The organism is Paenibacillus sp. S02, from assembly GCF_019454065.1.
GTDB lineage: Bacteria > Bacillota > Bacilli > Paenibacillales > Paenibacillaceae > Paenibacillus > Paenibacillus polymyxa_B.
On sequence record NZ_CP073682.1, the window covers coordinates 3,863,841 to 3,878,388 of the forward strand.

The 14,548-nt window shown below is 44.0% G+C and carries 15 protein-coding genes; all 15 read right to left on the bottom strand.

The window, feature by feature from the left end; translation table 11 throughout:
* Positions 1-5 precede the first annotated feature (5 nt).
* The 15 genes from KAI36_RS16985 to KAI36_RS17055 all read right to left on the bottom strand — a co-directional run bounded on the left by KAI36_RS16985 (position 6) and on the right by KAI36_RS17055 (position 14,390).
* On the bottom strand, positions 6-560 hold the full coding sequence (locus KAI36_RS16985) for a phage tail domain-containing protein (protein WP_220025501.1): 555 nt from the start codon (positions 558-560) through the stop codon (positions 6-8).
* Positions 560-5,962, bottom strand: coding sequence for a phage tail tape measure protein (locus KAI36_RS16990; protein WP_220025502.1), 5,403 nt, complete (start codon positions 5,960-5,962; stop codon positions 560-562). Before KAI36_RS16990 ends, KAI36_RS16985 begins: the two co-directional genes overlap by 1 nt.
* Before the next feature lie 89 nt (positions 5,963-6,051).
* Positions 6,052-6,231, bottom strand: coding sequence for a hypothetical protein (locus tag KAI36_RS16995; protein WP_014599919.1), 180 nt, complete (start codon positions 6,229-6,231; stop codon positions 6,052-6,054).
* A gap of 106 nt (positions 6,232-6,337) precedes the next feature.
* Positions 6,338-6,676 (bottom strand): hypothetical protein, encoded by a 339-nt coding sequence (locus tag KAI36_RS17000; RefSeq protein WP_220025503.1) that lies wholly within the window; start codon positions 6,674-6,676, stop codon positions 6,338-6,340.
* A gap of 67 nt (positions 6,677-6,743) precedes the next feature.
* Entirely contained in the window at positions 6,744-7,529 is a 786-nt protein-coding gene (locus tag KAI36_RS17005; protein WP_071558614.1) for a hypothetical protein, read from the bottom strand.
* A 43-nt stretch (positions 7,530-7,572) separates the two neighbouring features.
* Complete coding sequence (locus KAI36_RS17010; RefSeq protein WP_220025504.1) at positions 7,573-7,785, bottom strand: hypothetical protein; 213 nt, start codon at positions 7,783-7,785, stop codon at positions 7,573-7,575.
* 10 nt (positions 7,786-7,795) lie between these two features.
* Complete coding sequence (locus tag KAI36_RS17015; protein WP_220025505.1) at positions 7,796-8,230, bottom strand: hypothetical protein; 435 nt, start codon at positions 8,228-8,230, stop codon at positions 7,796-7,798.
* The gene (locus KAI36_RS17020) at positions 8,227-8,784 is read right to left on the bottom strand and encodes a hypothetical protein (RefSeq protein WP_258382188.1); all 558 of its coding nucleotides are present in this window, start codon (positions 8,782-8,784) and stop codon (positions 8,227-8,229) included. The genes KAI36_RS17015 and KAI36_RS17020 overlap by 4 nt, the downstream gene beginning before the upstream one ends.
* 17 nt (positions 8,785-8,801) lie before the next feature.
* On the bottom strand, positions 8,802-9,377 hold the full coding sequence (locus KAI36_RS17025; protein ID WP_220025507.1) for a hypothetical protein: 576 nt from the start codon (positions 9,375-9,377) through the stop codon (positions 8,802-8,804).
* Positions 9,377-9,811, bottom strand: coding sequence for a hypothetical protein (locus KAI36_RS17030; RefSeq protein WP_220025508.1), 435 nt, complete (start codon positions 9,809-9,811; stop codon positions 9,377-9,379). The genes KAI36_RS17025 and KAI36_RS17030 overlap by 1 nt, the downstream gene beginning before the upstream one ends.
* Positions 9,801-10,190, bottom strand: coding sequence for a hypothetical protein (locus KAI36_RS17035; protein WP_220025509.1), 390 nt, complete (start codon positions 10,188-10,190; stop codon positions 9,801-9,803). The genes KAI36_RS17030 and KAI36_RS17035 overlap by 11 nt, the downstream gene beginning before the upstream one ends.
* Positions 10,191-10,207: 17 nt before the next feature.
* A complete protein-coding gene (locus KAI36_RS17040; RefSeq protein ID WP_220025510.1) occupies positions 10,208-11,221 on the bottom strand; it encodes a major capsid protein in 1,014 nt (337 codons plus the stop codon).
* Positions 11,222-11,236: 15 nt separating this feature from the next.
* The gene (locus KAI36_RS17045) at positions 11,237-11,617 is read right to left on the bottom strand and encodes a head decoration protein (protein WP_220025511.1); all 381 of its coding nucleotides are present in this window, start codon (positions 11,615-11,617) and stop codon (positions 11,237-11,239) included.
* A 2-nt stretch (positions 11,618-11,619) separates the two neighbouring features.
* A complete protein-coding gene (locus KAI36_RS17050) occupies positions 11,620-12,924 on the bottom strand; it encodes a hypothetical protein (protein ID WP_220025512.1) in 1,305 nt (434 codons plus the stop codon).
* 5 nt (positions 12,925-12,929) lie between these two features.
* Positions 12,930-14,390 (bottom strand): hypothetical protein, encoded by a 1,461-nt coding sequence (locus KAI36_RS17055; RefSeq protein ID WP_220025513.1) that lies wholly within the window; start codon positions 14,388-14,390, stop codon positions 12,930-12,932.
* Between the last annotated feature and the right edge of the window lie 158 nt (positions 14,391-14,548).

The following is a 14,548-nucleotide window of genomic DNA, read 5'->3' on the forward strand; positions in this document are numbered from 1 at the left end:
ACCTCCTATTCTACTTGATATTCATTAGCAATACGAAAATTCCGTATGTCGTTGTTTCCAATGTTGGTAAGCACTATTACAGGACTCGCCCGTTCATCCCCGGTAGAAATAACTGACACTGTTTGTGGAGACTGTGTGATAATGACCTCTTTTATATTCTCCTCCGACTCAGGAAACGGATGCTCACCCATCTTAATCGGGATAGTCAGTTCTCCATCCCAAAGTATCTTTTCGATATCCAACGTGCCAGCATACCGACCAATGTATCTCCTTCCCGGCAGGTCGGAAAACGTGAATACGATATCTCCTTTTTTGGCATTAAAAAGAGCCGCCACTTGGGCGACTCTCCTATGGTAATCAAAGGTTGTATCATCAGCCATAACCACACATTCAAGGTTAATTGTCCGCGCTCCGTAAGTACTACCAAAGTCTAATTCCCCATCCCTCTCGGCTATTTCAAGAGAATGGTCCTTTGTTGGCGGTAACACAGGTATATTGTGAGTTTTAAGCCCTAATCCAATGGATTTAAAGGACTTTCCATCTGCCGTAGCATTAATCATTAAGACTTACCTCCCCTCGTCTGCAACCTCCGTACAAAGTTGTCCCGTTCGTTCCAGAACACCTTTGCTGCGGATTCGTCTTCAATATAAGTATCGCCTGATTTTATTACGAACTGGTTGCTGATTTGCTGCGGATTTGAACCGCCCGAAGCCATTGGCATAGAAAAGTCTGGCATGGAGAAATTAAGCGCTGGCATTTTGAAATTGATAATTTTGAACAAGTTGCTCTGCTGTTGATCATTCAGGTACATTTCTCCTGCGCGAGCAATGACCGGAACTTCTGCGCCCCTATCCCCCTGAACGACACCGCCTGAATGGAATTTTTGAAGCTTGCCTGTGTCCTTTTTGATACCATACTTATTCCGCAGAGTGGCATTTTCCTCGTGCAGCTTGGCCTTCTCAGCAGCGCCTGCCGAATACCATTTATCAATATTAGAATTGTATCGCGCCAAATCGCTGTCCTTTTCTGATATTGAGGAACCTGTATCCAAGGATGCAGACAATGAGGTGGCATTGATTTCAGCCATCTTCATCTGATAGTCAGCAATAAACTGATCCAACTGACGCAAAATCTCCGCGTTCTTCTCGGTTTCTTTTGAGATTTGGGTATTTTTCAAATCTTCTGCTTTGGATTCAACTCCATCTGAATACTCATCATATTTCTCGGCTAGCTGATCATAATGTTGTTTGGCTGCTTCAATCTGGTCATTGTAGTCCTTTTCCCGTTCAGTCTTCTCGTCTTGGAGCTTCTTCTTCTGATCCTCCAATCCACGCTTAGCAAGCGTCCGGTTATGTTCCCGCTGCATATCTTCAATATCTTTTTCAGTCTGTTTCCGTTCAGCAATACCTTCGGGACCCACAGCAGACTGTAGCAGGGCAAGGCGCGCTTGTTTCTCCGCCATTGCACGTTCATAATCCTCGTCTTCGTTAGCTGTCTGCATTTTGGCAAGCAAGTCATCTATGGCCTTAATTTTAGCGTCCTGAGCCTCGATAAAAGCATCCCGTTCCGCCTCAATCCGCTTTACTTCATCATCCCGAGTCTTTTCAAGTGCTTCCTTTTCCTTCTTGGCAGCTTCAGAAGCAGCCTTCTTCTGATCCTCCAAAAGTTGCTTCTTCAAATCATGGACCTGTACATCAATTTCCATCCGCTGTTCTGATCCTTCTTTATAAAGAGCCTGCATTTTTGTCCATAAATTGAGCTGATCGGAAACAGATACAGCTTCCATACTCTTTTGGTAATTGATTCGTTTTTGGAAGTCGGACAGGAACTCATCTTCCAGAGCTTTACGTTTCTCATAAATCTTCTGCTGCAACTCAAAACTCTGTTCGGCGGTACGATCCTTTGCCTTACTCATACGCATATAAGCGTCATATTCCATTTTGAGGATAGCAATCTGGCTTTGGCCTGCCATTTCCATTTTGGAAGTCTCTTTATCAATCCATTTCTCTGAGTTTTGGTATCGAAGCTCGTTATACTTCACGGTCAGATCATAAATTTGCTTTTGGATTTCACGCCTATTTGCTGGTAGCAAGTAAGATTTAGATTGTTCCTTCTTGTAAAAATCCAGGCTGGTTTTAACCATTTCAATTTCCTGTTTATTGGCCTGTCGCATGCGTTCGCTTCTTCGCTCTAGGTTCTCAACATCTTCCTGATACCTGGAATCGTTCAGTTTCTGAACATCTCGGCTCCATTGCTTCATTGCATCCTTATCTTCCAATAGGTACTGCTTATGTCGCTGAGCCAATCGTTTGTACCCTGCTACCTGTTGGTCTATAGACCATTCATTTCGTTCAGCGATATATTTGAAATTATCCATATCATCGCTGTAAGAATCCTTACGAGCCTCAGCAGCTTCCTTGGCTGCTTTTTCAGCCGATTTTTCTGCATCACTCTTTCCTTTTCCCCCTTTTTTATCTTTGCTTGATGAATCACTAACTCCGAATTTAGGATCTTTGTAGAGCTTCGATAAAGCGTTAATCCGAGTGTCAAAGGATTTTGCTTGATTTTCATATTCAGTGTATATTTCATCAAGTTTTTTTTTGTTATCCAGTTTTTTCTTATCGACATCAAGTTGATTCTTGAAAGGAGCGTTTAAAACTGATCTAATACCAGTCATGCTATTAAGTTCAGTTTGTCTTTTCGCAACCTCCAACGAACTCTGGGCCATTACACCATTGAGAGCGGCTTTTAGTTGAGCTAAATTTTTAATAGCTTCTGCTTCAATGCTATAAGCTTTTAATCGTTCATCGGTGGATACTTTTGTGTTGAATGCCGAAGCTTTCTCGGATTTCAAATCGTCGATTGCTTTCTGGATTTTTGCTTTTCGTAGAACTTCCACAGCGTCTTTTTCAAATTTCCATCCATCACTTGTCTTATATATTTCTGCTGCCAGTTGAGGATATTTTATAATTAGATCTGCCGCGGCTGCGGCATTCATGGATTGCCCTTTTGTAAGATCGTTTAGTATATTATTCATTTCTGAAACAGCAGTACCGTTCCCTTGAATTTGCTCTCTTAAATCAGCAAGAGCTTCTTCTTGAGCTTTAACACTTTCGGCTGCTGTACCTGCTTTACCAGCAAATTGGTCAGTTTCCACAGCCGCTTGACCTAGAGAAACGCCCACTTCCGTTATAGACAATGTAAGCTTATTGTTTTCTTGCTCTAACGATTTGATTTTTTCTTCTAATTTTGCAGCGTCTTCCTTGAATTCACCTGTCCCTAAAAAATCCCCGATGGGATTAGCAATGATCTTTTTTACTCGTTCCAGTTCTTTAGTAGCTTCTGTAATCTCATTTATCTTCTGTTTTTGTTGGTCCAATAATTGTGATTGCTGATCTTTCAGTACATTTTTTCGCGCTTCATTCTGCTTATCAATGAGGTCGGTTAAAGCATTTACTTGTATTTGTACGGCTTCATCTGTATAACCCGCAGATTCAAGCTGTTTTGCCCCTTCTTTTCCTAAAGTGATGACTAAAGCCTTGGAAACTTCTTCAAGCTGTTTCTTTACTTGGGTTTCCTTTTCTGCCGATCCAGTACTGAGCTTTAGCGACTGTTCAAGAGAACGATGCGCATTTGCAAGTTTAGGTAAAAGTTCAATCTGTCTTTGATACTGACTAACCATTTGCTGTGACGCCGAGTCCTCATCTTTTAAACTCTGAACTCTATCACGAGCAGCCTTTTCTTCTTTACCGCTATTCATTGCAACTAGAGCAATTGCACCAACAAGTAAGCTCAATCCCGCCGTTGCTGCTGCTGTGGTCACAGTCGCTGTCGCTTGAGCAACAGACAATGATTTCGTGGCAACTGTAGCTCCCTCGGTTGCCACCGTTAACGTTCCTTGCGCTACTGTAGCTCCCTCGGTTGCCGCGACTCTTTGAACTGTTGAAAGAGTTGCTCCTTGTGAGGAAACGATATTAACGTTATTAGCTACCGTATTAGCGCCAATAGCGGCGGTTTCCGCTGCCTTCGCTGTGGTTAACACTTTCACAGCAGCAATTACATTCATGATTGGGCCGCTCAGAGCTTTATAAGCAAGTAGTAGTCCACCTATAGCCGCGGTTCCCTCAAATACACCAGGAGGCACTTTTGTAAGCCCGATCAGCAATTGGTCAATAGCATCCAATACATCCTTGATTGTTCTTCTCAAACCATCGTCACCAGCATTGTTGAATATCTCAAGTAAAGATGCCTTGGTTTGAGCTGCTTTACGTTGAATCGTGTCCATCTGGACTTTAAGATACTCCATTGTGGACCCTGTAGATCCGATGGATGCTGCTGTACCCAATAGAATGTCTCCAGCATTTAAGGAAGCTGCGAGTTTTGCGTATTGGTATACACCGCGTGAGATATCGGCATAAGACTTTGTGAGGTCATAATTCTTATCAATGACTTTCGTCGATAGGTCCAGCAAGATATCTTCTGCTCGTCTCCACTGTTCCTGTCCGTTAACGACTTCCTTGGTTGCAACGCCTAAACGCTCAATTTCTCCAACAGCCTTGTCTGTCCGAATTGTACCTAGGACTGTCTTCCACATGTTCCCTAAGTTTTCCCCGCTGAGAGCCGTGTTACGAACACCTGCTGAAATCAAGCCGTTCATAAAATCAAATGAAACGCCTGTTTCTGCCGCTATCTTACCTGTCCGTTCGAAGGCGGCTCCCAAGTCTCTCGCTGGTGCCATCGTGTCATGGGCAACCTTGGACCAGGAATCCAGCACGCGACCACCAAGCACCATGGCGTCGTTGCTGTCTTTAATCTGCACGCCATATTGAGCAAATGTGGACTCCATTGATTTAGTCGCGCCTTCAAGAGAAACCAAATCGACAGTCGAGAGCATCGTAGACTTACGCACCATTTCCTGAACTACGCCTGCGTCCTTATACATCCGGCCCCAAAGACGTGCTGATTCGGTAACGTCCATAATTTCCGAACCAAGGTCATGCGCCGTTCGAATAAATTTGGTCGTCTGGTCATGAAGCTTTTCGGTGTTCATCACCATTTCTTTGGTGCCTTCGTTGTACTCCAAAAAATAGTGCTCATTGGTTTGGATATAACCCGCCATGTTGGACTCAATACCAACTAATCCCTCTTTAAGTGCCTCCTGCGCTTTATGCATAGCTGCGTATGCTGTATTAAATACCAGGGCATGTGTAGCCATATCTCCTACACGACTCATCCAATTAGGAGTTGTATTAAAAGTCTGCTTCATTTGCGCTTCGGTTTGGCTCAGTGAACGACGGATTTTCTGTTCTTCTTGAAGCACCTTTTCGCGAACCTGTGCTTCTTTCTGCTCTCTAGCGCGCAGAGCACTTAGCCAGAACTTTTCATAATCCTGTGCGTTTTTCCTCGCCTGCTGCGCTTCCTTATCCGCCATTTGTTGCAGCTTTATGCGGATAGCCTGTTCTTGCATAAGAACACGTTCACGCGTCTTATCATCCGTTCCTGCCCCTGAAACTTTAGCAGCTCTCTGCCCGGTTGATGTCGCCTTATTTTGAAGGGCTTCCATCCGTTTTAGATGCTCTCGTTCCTGCTGTTCAATTGCATCCTCACGCTTTTTTACAATGGCCTGCTGTGCTCTAAGCTTCTCATCGGTTACCTTATTGGCCTGATCTAATTGATTCTTCCGGGCCGTATTTAATTCAGCCTGTGCAGTACGCTGCTTAACCAGAGCTTCGGATTCAGCTAATATTTTCTTTCGTCTATCCTCTGCTGAAAGAGCAAACTTGTCTGCGTTACTGGCTAAGGATTTGAAATTCTTTTCGCTGACTCCCAATTCAGTATTCAATACTTTGAAGGATTCGGCGTTGGCTCTTGCTCCATTGTCGATAACCTTGAATGCAGGTAATATCTTGCTGGTATCCAGGTTTATTCGTGCGCCTACTACGTCCTTATTTAAGTCTGCCACTTAACTCACCTCACAAATGGTTCAGGAAAAGTTTCCTGACCTAAATACAGAAAAAGAGGCATCCTGCATGATTGCGGATGCCTCTTAATTTACTTGGCGAAGAAACCAAGATCAGATAACGTCTTGACCTTCTTCGGCTTTTTGTTTTCCACATTGCCACCGTGAAGAATGATTTCAAATTCCCGGTTTCTGTTCTTGGCTTTCATGAGCGCTCTAATCTTTGGAATGGTCATATTAGGCCACTCTGAATCAGAAATACCATTACTCACGCATAAAGCCCAAAGTTCTAACCAGTCCGTCTCATGATCATTCTCGGCAGGATTAGACTCCTCCTGTTCATCTTCCTCATCTGACTCTTCATCTGGAGGAAACGACTCAGAATAGAAATCGGTCTAACAAATCATCCAGTTCTGCAATACCGTCCTGGTCAATCTGTTCGTACTCTTTTTCCGTTATTTCCTCAACTAGCACGAGATTAAACGCCTTTTTGTATGTTTCCTCCACTTTAGGCCAGTCAACAGCCTCCCGTTCCTCGGTAGCTTCCCATTTCTTGCGACCGATAGAAAACGAAAACTTGTGTGCTACACCGTTCATCTCTTCACGAACCTGACGGATCAATGCAATGGTCCCGATCTTCACGTGCTTTTTGATGCCCTCTGCTAATCGAATTTCAGTTCCGACATTAAGCGTCTTATCCAATTGTTTGTCTGTCATTTGTATTTCCTCCTCAATGTATGTAACCCCCAACCTGATTCGGCAGAGGGTTGGGTTTAATTGTTGGTTAGATACCGAAAATGATTTCTACAGCGTACCCGTTAGGATTTTCTGGCGTGATGTCCGGCTCCATGATTTCCAGCGACAACGTGTTACTGGTAGGTTTTTTACGTTCTTGAGACACGTCCAATGTACCACCGCCAAGTGCTTTCCAAATGGTAAGCTGGCACGGTACCTCCTTACCATCCCGATCATCTACCAGAGAAAAACGGTGAACCAGTTTAAATGGTTTTGGACGGCGTTTTCCACTCAAACTGCTTCGTGTTGCATTTTCTTTCGACCATTTAAATGTAACGACAATCAATTTGCCCTCATTCGCGACATCGGATTTGATTGTGCCATCAGCAGTGATAACGTATTGTTCTGCTGTAGGAGTTGAAGCAACGCGAGTCAGCTCAGTGAGTTCACTCGCACTATCTTTTAAATAAACCCTGTCGCTTGCAGCTACTAAGGTTCCACCAAATTTCGTCGGAGCCTTGATTTTGTAACCATCAGTTGTATTCAGGAAACCTTGTTCCGTTTCATCGAAAAACACTGTCCCTTTCTCCGATTCAGCACCTTGAGATAGCTCTGCTAGGATGTCCGAGTAGCGCGGTACCTCCATAGAAGCTTTGTCTCCTAAATCTTTGGCTGTGTAGTGGAAAGCGTATCCGCTGTCACCGCCCATCACCTTGTCCCAATCAAATTGGAGTTGCAATGTTACTTTGGAGATTCTTTCATCAAGAAACTTGAGTTTTCCTCCCGTCTCGTACACTTGAACAATCCCTACTCCATCAAATACTAAAGGTTGCATATTTCATCCTCCTCAAAAGTGAACAAAAAAGAACTGATCAGGATTATTTGACCAGTTCCCATAAACGCTTATCAATTTCGTGAATCCGCCGGTACTCCTCAGTTTCGCCGTAAGCCTGAATTGGTTCCAGGTTACCCATGATACCCAGCTTTTTAGCAAGGTTGATCTTCTCCGCAATCAGTTTTTCTAGCTCCGATAGTGGTTTTTCAATATTAACTGGAGCTTGCGTTTGTTGCTGAACTGCTTCCTCAGCCATTATTCTCACCTCAATTCATCCTGAGATAATCCACATCAAAAATTGCTTTGTAGCCTTTCGCACCTTGTATTCCAGTAGCAAAGTCTGTGTCATAGGTCAGAACACACAGATATGAAGCAAAGCCCTGAGCTGTCAGTCGTCTGTCGTGCAAAATCTTGAATGAACGTTCAAACAGTAATTTCGCTTCACGTGCTGTCTTCCCGTAAAAGTCGATACAGAACTTGCCCTCAAAGACTAACGGATTAACTGCATATCGTCCCGGCATGACGTATTGGCAGATATGAGGAATTGTATCCTTGCTAACCGTTATTTCAGGCTCCATGCCTTTGGTGAATCGTTTTACAACTTCGTCAGGAGATGATGAAGAAGTGAGCTTCAGCATGGACATAAGCTCTGTATCTGTCTTCAAGGCACTCTGAACGGCATCAATAAGTTGCAAACTCACTCCTTAACCTCCTTGAAGTATCTGTGATATGGAAACTCAGTTATTACACGGCTAATGCCATCCAAAATACGTTTCCGGTTAGACTGAATTGCAATACGCAGGAAGTAGGTTGGTGGTGTGGCCCTAAATGAAGGATCAATATCACCGCGCTCCGCAAGCTCCTCCAAGTCTACTCCAGCATACCCACCGCCAGATTCCCTCATAGTTCCGTCTAATGCTCGATACTTACCACGGGAACGACCCACAATTATACGATCATCTTTGGACCTCAGACGGTTCCATGCTTCACTGTTCATGTAGGTCACCAATCCGGGGTTTTGGCTGCTATCTGCCATCTTGGACCCTTTGCCAAACTGTTCAAGCCATGCCTGCCAATAGTCAGCGGTGATATCTCCTGAAATCATTTGATTAGCAAGTACAAACATGTGCATTTCCAAATGGTCCCGAACTGCCGGATAGTACCGTATGCCGCTTTTGGCTGTCAGCATGACCAGTTTCGTTAGCCCGGTAATTTCAACAGCGAGCTTATTCTCCAGATCCTTTGCAGCTTTCATTGAATCGTACCCTGTAATCATCGGCGGTCCTCTGAAAGCTGGACATGCAGCAGATTAGGATACTTCTTCCTATCAACTGCATCTACCTGGTATGTCTTCTCGCCCATAACGATTCGGTCAGGAATAGCAGTAGTTGTCTCCTCTGGCCTCTTTACATCAACAGTCGTTTGCATCTGCAAAACAAATACGGTACTCGGTAGTAATCCCGGTTCCTGCTGCTGAAGTTGCGCTGTAACATACTGTGCAAAGCAAACAACATCAGCAGCAACCGATGTAAATTCAGCATCGCCCACCGGATTATCGTTTGCATCATAAGCTTGCTGGTATCTCTGAACCTCGATTAAAGCGTTCGTTTTAATCAGAGAACAGTACTTGTCCTTCTCAGTTGTTGTACGTAGAGTCTGTACCAAATAAGACGATTCGTTCTGAACTATATCCCCCGGCTTTACAGATGATTTCGAAGAAAACAAACCATTGTACATATACTCTTTTCCGATAACCGTTGTGGCTTTCGTTTCCCTAGACAATATAACGACATCGGGCTCACCATTGACAGTACAAGGTGAATGCCTATGAACGAAGTCTTTAAACATTAGTGACGCCGCCTTTCTCTCGCCCGGGTCGGCCCAGCTACACCGAATACCGGAACATCTGTCCCATGCTGCACTGTTGATATGGACTCGATAAACTCATAGGCTTCATCAACAAGCTGAACAGCGTACTTTTTCCAATCAACAACCTGATTTTCAAAAGAGAAGTCAAAGTCCTTTTTAGACTTCTTGATTCTCGCTGTCATGGAAGGGGCCAATATAGCAGCAACCATACAAACGGCTGCTGCATACACATAAGTTTGATCATCACCAGTTAACTCAGCATAATCAGGAACGGCTTTTACAATCCTCGACTCTCCAATCGGCAAAACAGAAAGAGCGTCTATGTCAGCATTGGATATTACATCCTCACCAACGCCTAGACGCCCTCTAATTTCCTCATGGTATGTTTCTGTAATGAGTATCTTATTTGCCATCTGCTGCACCACCAGCAGCACTGATAGCTTGTTTCATTTCTTCAATACTCATTTTGGTGTATCCGGGTATTTTCAATTCCTTAGCTGAGGCTTTCAATTCTTTCAACTCACCATCGGACTGAAGAATATCAATTTGCTCAAGTAATTCTGCTTCTCGCGCTTTGGACTGTTCTAATTCGGCCTGAAGTTGCAACTCCCGTTCTGAAGGAGAACCATCAAGAGCCCCATTACCATCTACAATCTCCGCAAGCAATTGTCCGGTTGCGGCGTTACGGATTTCTTTCTTTGCGATATCTACAAGACCATCAGGGGCATTTGTTACGATGTCCCCCGAATTGTATTGCCCAACAGCATCAACCAATACTCTTACAGTTGTCATAAATTCGACCTCCTCCCTTACGCCACTGTTGCGAAGATATGCCAGTTGACGTATTTCAGACGCGGTAGCACTGTTGCACCATTGATGGCTTGCCATTGATCGGGGTCTCCTTGGATCAACTTAGTCAGTGCAAACTTTCCTGTATGACCGGTGAAAATGTCTTCATAGTTATTCGGGCCGGTCACAAGATCCATAATTGAGCCTGTCATACCTTGGCCGATTATGATTACTGCATTATCTGGAATGAACGGATAGAATACGCCAGAGTCATCAATGTAACCACCATCGTAAACTTCATACTTAAGACCATTCAAATTTTGGCTGACAATTTCAGCAAGCGAACCGTCAGTGACAACATCTTTACCAAAAGTGTACTTGATCAATTCGCGGATTTTAGCATTCTGCTTCAAATAGATATCGACTTTCTTATTAACAATAATTTTAACAGGACGAGCCCCACTTCCTCGGAATCGAAGTGACCAGCCATCCAAATCAGCCAATGGATCTGCTGTTTCGGTATTACTCCACAATACGGATGCTGTTGGCTTGTTACTAGCTGGAACACCATAGTCAATCGTTCTGGCTGGTTTGGTGGATGTGGCTGGTACAATAAGTTTTCCTGTTAATGACTGCCATCTCATCCACTCAAACCGAGTTTCGAGTCGAAGGTTCAGACCAACCATTTTCTCAATCATGTATTCTTCGCCCCACTTTTGCTCAAGACTGTTGCCTGGCTTTCTCAAAGTAGCAATCTTTTCACGGTCGATAACAACCTTTTCTCTCCATTCTTGGTTCGTGAAGTTCATGTGTTTCACCACAGGTGGAGTATGAATAGGTGAAGGATCATTCAACCCAGTAGGTGGCGTCATACCTGTGTCGTCATAGGTGATGTCATACTCGATCGTTAGTCCAAGTTCCGGTTTGAAATCTACGCCATTTGTCAGGAGTTGGGCACCGCGAAAACTGTTAATATCCGTCCGAATGTTCTGGACGACTTCCGTGAGAAAATATGGATCAAGTACGTTTGCCATGTATTTTTATCCCCCTTATACAAAGTAGCAAAGCTTCAGCGCTGTTTTAGCTGCCGTATCAATGCCTGTCAATTTAGATGATTCGAAAATGCCTGCAATCCATGCGGATGCACCGATATCAGAAAGTGTTGTGTCATGATCATTATCAAGGATACACAGTGCCACTTCAGAGCCGTTGGTTGCTGCGGAACTATAAGCTACCGCTTTATCCTTATCCGCTCCTTCTGCTGTGATCTTGCCTATAATCGTCCCCTTTTTCAGGATTCCTTGCCCTTGTTTCAGCAAAATCCCTCCTGGTAGTTTAGCCTGAAGGTCAGTAGACGCTAGAACCTCCGTAAACTCTTGAGTAATAACCTGACCGGGACCAGGAGCGCCATTATACTGAGATTGCATCATAATTATTTATCCTCCTTCAGCAGATTACCTCTGCCTGTGTTCTTAAGTGCCGCCCGAGCTTCTTCACGAGCTAATGCTTTAAGTTGTTCTGGCGTTTTCTCGCCACCATCATTTTGTGAGTTAGTTGGCGGCGCTCCATTCAGAGCTCCTTCAGGAAGGTTTACATCTTCTCCTTGTGTATGGCGACCACCTCCGCCTAAGGCGGCTTGTGCCTGCGCCTCATACGTTGCACCGATCTTTTCAATTTCAGATACCGGGAGATGAGACAGTGCTGTTTTCATCGCCTCTACATTAAAGGCTTCACCAAGAGCACGTACGCCAGCTCCGCATGCTTGTTCAGTGACCTTCACCTTGTACATTGCTCCGTCAGCAGCTTGAACACTCAGCGCCGTAAGCTTCGCTGGGATTTCTGCGTCACTCTCAACGCCCAATGCAGCCCGTACTTGTCCAAGCATGCCATTAGCCGCTGCCAGTGCAGTTGCTTGGGTTTGCGCTGCTGCCAAAGCAGCTTTTTGTTCTTCATTCATAGTGTCATCTCCTTGGGCCAGTGTCTCGGCCTGTTCTTTTGTTTGATGCTGCTTAGATACAAAAGCATTCATACCGCCTTTGTTGCTGAAAAAATAAAAGACGCGTCCATCGCCATCAAGCGACTTCGCATCTAAAGGTAATGGTTCGTATTCAGTTTGTCGCTGCTGCTCAGCTTCAGCATGTTGTTTCACCGACAGAGATTCACGTGTTATTCCAGCACCTTCATATCCTCCATCAAATACAATGGAGTTTTCCATGATATATCCATCATCCGCGAGAACAAGACATTCTTTGTCATCGTACGTTTGCCCACGAATGTGTGAACATGCTGAGGAACCATAATAATCACTGCCACAAATGCTACATGTATGCTTCGTAGTAACAAACCCTGCCGAGGTATCAAAGATAGTTCCTGAATCAATACCGGTAGCAAGTTGATCCGTTGAGATCCCATTAGCTTCTAGCCCCTTTGCCATGTAATGATCACCGTAAAGTTCCAATTCCCCTCCCTCTTCGATAATTCGACTGTCAAAAGTTCTGCCATACGGGAAAGATAAGGCTTCCCACTTCTGCCACGGATGGTCAACCAGCAAGGCGACTCCTTCTTTAACCTGATCTGCCATTTTGCGTAGGAAGTTTGGGGTAATTTTCATTTTGTACTTATCAATACGCTTGGTTCCTATGATTCTTGCTTGAAACACATGAGTTTGTTCATCGGTTAAAGGGACCAATGCTTTTTGATTGATCTTCGCCAATTGTTCGGATGTAGGTTTAGCCATATTGTTTATTCACCTCCCTCCGGTGGAGTATTTTCTTCATTCGAATCAGATTCATGCTTCTTTACAAGCAAAGGAAGTAATTCAGCAGGAATTTTGGCATTAATACCAAGTGTCCAACGTATTTCCTCAGCAGCTTCCAACGGTGTGATGTAGAAATTCTTCTCCGCTATGATGTAGTTATCGATCTTTGAACGGCGGTCACGTTCAATCTCATTTTCAGAGCGTAGATCAATGGGGAGATAGTCAGCTTCAACTTTTGTTTGAGTCCCCTTTACTCTTGCAGACAACGAAAAAGCCCGCTGCCAGAAACGTTTGGTTACGCTCCGCGCGGACTCTACATTTTTGATATATATTTGAGTGTCAATCGAACTGTATGTTTCAGTGGATCCTTGATGCCTAGAAAGAATAGTGAGCAGCGTCTTGAGTGAAGTAGCCATTTGGGTATCAATGATGTCGATTAACTTCTTAATATCAATCATCGGCCCTGAATTACCGCCTTTGAGATATTCGACTTTTACACTATCCCAGTGGACAAGGGCATCGTCTGGATTGAGTGAGTTGAAATGGTTTAGCATCTCATCCATTCGCTCTTTAAGCCATTTTTGCTGTCCATCTGGATTACTCTTTAAGTTATTTGGCATATTCTTCAGCATGATTTCTTCCAACATAGAGATATCAAGCCTTGGATACCCTTGGTTGTGCACAACCGCTTTTAGGTCAGCCAGTACTTGTAGATGGAAAAATACTACTTGAAGCACCGGAAGCATGGGCGTTCGTCCATAAGGATCATCAACCATAGGGTCGAACTCTTCATAGATGAACGTTGGCGTGTCGATCTTCTTATAATTACCAAACCACTCTTCGTTCGCGTTCCTTCGTGGGTTCTTCACATATTGCCACGGTGTAAGTCGATTAGTATCCGGCTCCCTACGAAACCATATTAAAGCCGGATCAACCGGAACGATATCAATTACATCGTTACATCGCTCATTTAGTACTACTTCCCCGGCACAAGCACCACGAACCATGATCATCATCCGCTGAATCGTATCCAGTTTATTCAATGACCGTCCATGCTGATATCCTGGCGAAGGCAACGGTGTGTTTAGCATGAACTTAAGTTCGTCCAGCACCCGTTGTCCATTCTTATCTACATTCCCGTTTGGCTTCTTAGCTGTAAATGTTAAATCGGTATCTCCCATACGTAAGTATGTGTATAAAGCATAGGATACGTCTGGATGAACAGATATTAGAAGTTCAAGTAACTCCTCTGCCGTGTAGCTCTGCAACTTAGTAAGGTCAATATTGTGAGCCTGTTGATGCTTCTTAGGCAACCAGTTAAAGATTCCCCATGGGTTAGAGTTCTTTGGGACTGTCGTCCTGCCCACACCCATCATCTGTCGCTTTACTGCAACTGGAAGAACGGAATTTGCTAATGAATATATGGCTTTATGATACCATTTCAAGATTTCACCGCCTTTCTCTGCAAACTTCTATGAATACAAAATAACATCGTTTTTATTCGGATTTACTACTGATTTTCGACTACGACTAGCTAAGGTATTGATCTCACCATAACAAGCTCTTTTAAAAGATACTGCTGATCTCTAAAACAATAAAAAAA

Excerpts from the sequence above, each read along its gene's own strand:
- KAI36_RS16985 (WP_220025501.1), bottom strand. The coding sequence starts at position 560 with ATGATTAATGCTACGGCAGATGGAAAGTCCTTTAAATCCATTGGATTA.
- KAI36_RS17000 (WP_220025503.1), bottom strand. The coding sequence starts at position 6,676 with ATGACAGACAAACAATTGGATAAGACGCTTAATGTCGGAACTGAAATT.
- KAI36_RS17005 (WP_071558614.1), bottom strand. The coding sequence starts at position 7,529 with ATGCAACCTTTAGTATTTGATGGAGTAGGGATTGTTCAAGTGTACGAG.
- KAI36_RS17010 (WP_220025504.1), bottom strand. The coding sequence starts at position 7,785 with ATGGCTGAGGAAGCAGTTCAGCAACAAACGCAAGCTCCAGTTAATATT.
- KAI36_RS17020 (WP_258382188.1), bottom strand. The coding sequence starts at position 8,784 with ATGAAAGCTGCAAAGGATCTGGAGAATAAGCTCGCTGTTGAAATTACC.
- KAI36_RS17025 (WP_220025507.1), bottom strand. The coding sequence starts at position 9,377 with ATGTTTAAAGACTTCGTTCATAGGCATTCACCTTGTACTGTCAATGGT.
- KAI36_RS17030 (WP_220025508.1), bottom strand. The coding sequence starts at position 9,811 with ATGGCAAATAAGATACTCATTACAGAAACATACCATGAGGAAATTAGA.
- KAI36_RS17035 (WP_220025509.1), bottom strand. The coding sequence starts at position 10,190 with ATGACAACTGTAAGAGTATTGGTTGATGCTGTTGGGCAATACAATTCG.
- KAI36_RS17040 (WP_220025510.1), bottom strand. The coding sequence starts at position 11,221 with ATGGCAAACGTACTTGATCCATATTTTCTCACGGAAGTCGTCCAGAAC.
- KAI36_RS17045 (WP_220025511.1), bottom strand. The coding sequence starts at position 11,617 with ATGATGCAATCTCAGTATAATGGCGCTCCTGGTCCCGGTCAGGTTATT.
- KAI36_RS17050 (WP_220025512.1), bottom strand. The coding sequence starts at position 12,924 with ATGGCTAAACCTACATCCGAACAATTGGCGAAGATCAATCAAAAAGCA.